This window comes from Thalassococcus lentus (genome assembly GCF_028023555.1).
Classification (GTDB): Bacteria; Pseudomonadota; Alphaproteobacteria; order Rhodobacterales; family Rhodobacteraceae; genus Thalassococcus_A; species Thalassococcus_A lentus.
Genome location: NZ_JAQIOY010000005.1, coordinates 1 through 1,947 on the forward strand (window position 1 = coordinate 1; position 1,947 = coordinate 1,947).

3 protein-coding genes are annotated in these 1,947 nt (G+C 58.5%); 2 read left to right on the top strand and 1 reads right to left on the bottom strand.

What is annotated here, in order from left to right; genetic code table 11:
- Positions 1-119: NADH-ubiquinone oxidoreductase-F iron-sulfur binding region domain-containing protein (locus PFY00_RS14065; protein ID WP_271433217.1), on the top strand; the 119-nt coding region annotated here is incomplete at its 5' end.
- Positions 119-778 (top strand): lysoplasmalogenase family protein, encoded by a 660-nt coding sequence (locus PFY00_RS14070; protein WP_271433215.1) that lies wholly within the window; start codon positions 119-121, stop codon positions 776-778. The genes PFY00_RS14065 and PFY00_RS14070, both read left to right, overlap by 1 nt.
- Before the next feature lie 3 nt (positions 779-781).
- On the opposite strand, the gene PFY00_RS14075 is transcribed toward PFY00_RS14070, so the two are convergent.
- Positions 782-1,666 (bottom strand): lytic transglycosylase domain-containing protein, encoded by an 885-nt coding sequence (locus tag PFY00_RS14075; protein WP_271433216.1) that lies wholly within the window; start codon positions 1,664-1,666, stop codon positions 782-784.
- Positions 1,667-1,947 lie beyond the last annotated feature (281 nt).

Here is a 1,947-nt window from a genome sequence, read left to right on the forward strand (position 1 = left end):
ACCAACCCCTGCTCGAAGAGCTCTGCCAGGCGATGGGCGATGCCAGCATATGCGGCCTCGGACAAGCCGCACCAAACCCGATCAGACTAACAATCAAACACTTCCAACAGGAAATTTGATGGCGGGTGGCCCCGTGTTTGGGATCGTGGCGGCTCTGGGGGCTGTGTCGCTGGGCTCAGCGGCGATCTTTCCGGCCCTGAAGGGATACGGCTGGTTTCGCAGTGGCATCAAAACCCTTGCGATCGGCGCTGTTTCGGTCTGGGCTCTTTACCTTGGGCATTTTGGCCTGGCGCTTGCGCTTGCCTTGTCCGCTCTTGGCGATCTGGCCCTGTCCCGCCCCGGTGAGCGCGCCTTTCTGATCGGGATTATCTGCTTCGCAGCCGCGCATATCGCCTATGTTGTCTTGTTCCTGTCCGCCGGGTTTTATGATGCGTCACCTGCGGCGATCTCTGACCTCTACCCGCGCACCGCGGCGGCGCTGATCCTTGTAACCATCGGGTTTTGGCTGGGTCGCCTATACGCCAAAAACGCCGGAGCGCTGGCCATGCCGGTGCGCGCTTACGTAACAATCATCGTATTGATGGGTCTGGGCGCGCTCACTTTGCCCGCGAACGCATCGGGACTGCTGGTCATGGCCGGAGCGATGTCCTTCATGATCTCGGACGCATTGATCGGGCAGCAGAAATTCCTGAACATTGGCTGGACCGGACAGGATTTCGCGATCTGGTGGCTGTACTACATCGGGCAGATCGCGATTTTTGTGGGACTGAGCGTTTAGCCGCTACTCATTGCGGTAGACTGCGCACACACACCCCTGCCGTTTCAGCCGGGAGCAGAGCTTCCATCCTTCGTTGCGTGACTTGCGACCGATCCGGGCCATGAAATAGCCGCCTCGCGGGCTGGCACGGCTTTTCTGCCAGATCAGCTCGGGCTCGATGCCTTTGACCAATCCAGCACACCGGCGCATCCGTGATTTATATTGCTTGAGCGCATTGGACTTTGTTGTCCCGAATGCCACCTGTACGCCCCAGGGTGCGAAGGCCGGTTTAGGCGTTGGAAATTTTGACAGTTTTCGGTTTTTCGCCAGTTCATGACAGGCCTGCGCAAAGGGTTTGTCGGGCTGGAGTCGAAAATCGTGGCGCTCTGGTGGCGTGTCGCGCCAGGTTTCGGCAGTCAAGCCGGTGATGATCTGCACATAGTTGACGGTTTCGCGCGCAAGCCCGCCTGTTCCGGCGATCAAACCCTCTGCTCGACGCTCGCCGCCATTGTATCCAACGGCCGCAAGGCCATGGTTGCCATATCGCCTCGACATCTCGCCCAGATATTCCGCGGAATGTTCAAGCGCATCGGCGGGATTGAACGGGTCGAGCAGTCCACGCAAGCGGGCCGTTGATGGAATGAACTGAGCGATGCCTTGGGCATTGGCATGACTGACAGCGTTGGGATCAAAGCGGCTTTCTTGCCAGATCAGCCGTGCGAAAAAGCCCGGATCCAGTTCATGGGCAAGTGCGAATTGTTCAATCGCTTGGCACGTATCATAGACGAAATGCGTATCCCGGATGCACTGGACCTGCCCAAACGATCCACGAGAGCACAGCTTGCCCGGCTCGGCCATGGCGAGCCCGGGCAGCAACAGGATTAAACCAAAGAACATACGCAAAACCATGGCGCAGCTTAGGACAAACCCAGCCGCCGGGGTCAACACACACTTTTATTACAGCGCGCCGCGTATTAGGTGGGGATAGCAATATTCTAGACGGGCGGTGCGCATGTCCTTTTTCGGCAAGCTCAAGAACAGGTTGTTCAAATCTTCTTCCAAGCTGGATGAGGGCTTGGACGCCATCGTGCAGGATGGTGGCACGGAAGAACCGGAGGCCGAGGCCGCCGAGCAGCCAGATGCGCCCGAACAGGCGTTGACACAATCGCCCGAAGTGGATCCGCTTCCAG